Here is a 613-nt window from a genome sequence, read left to right as displayed (position 1 = left end):
TTCCGATAGCTTGTTGCGCGATGTCTCATAAAGGCCCGCGCCGTTGGCCGGTACTTCGCTTTCGACGCTCAGCAGCAAAGGCGTAGGGTCAGCCTTGGCCAAAGCGTTGGCGTACACGGTATCGGCGCTGCGTGCCGCGCCGAACTGCGTAGCCTGCGCGGTATACTGCGGCACCTTTGACAGATAAGCCGTGCGTATGCTGCTGCGCATGGCCGGGTCTTCGATTGACCCGGTCGTTTGGTCGATCCATTGTGTCAGCCGTTCTTGCGTGCGCTGGCCGATAGCCTCCAGGGGCTCGTTGGCCTGGATGTCCAGCAGCAGCGGCGTGGGATCGTTCTGCGCCATGAACTCGGCGATACGCTCATTGTTGCGCAGACGTGTTTCTTGATCCGCCTTTTCCGTGGCGATCTTCATAAGTTTGTTGCCGACGCCCTGTATCGCCGCAGCGGTATCGCCCGCGCCGGTATCAAACGCACGCGGGTTGATACGCGGCACGCCCGGCGTACCGCGTGATGCCAGCGAATTGGCGTTGCTCTGGCTGGTGATAATCGGAAGGGTAGGCATGTTACCAGCCTTTCAGTTTGCCGTATTCGTAGCCACCGCCAGCTAGTGC

The 613-nt window shown here is 60.5% G+C and carries 1 protein-coding gene; it reads right to left on the bottom strand.

The genetic code is table 11. The features are described from left to right. A partial coding sequence (locus ACK4TH_RS12905) for a hypothetical protein (RefSeq protein ID WP_409627016.1) occupies nucleotides 1-564 on the bottom strand: 564 nt, incomplete at its 3' end. Between the last annotated feature and the right edge of the window lie 49 nt (nucleotides 565-613).

It is taken from the genome of Tepidimonas sp., assembly GCF_046292505.1.
In the GTDB taxonomy this organism is placed as follows: domain Bacteria; phylum Pseudomonadota; class Gammaproteobacteria; order Burkholderiales; family Burkholderiaceae_C; genus Tepidimonas.
This window is presented reverse-complemented; position numbering and strand designations above follow the sequence as displayed.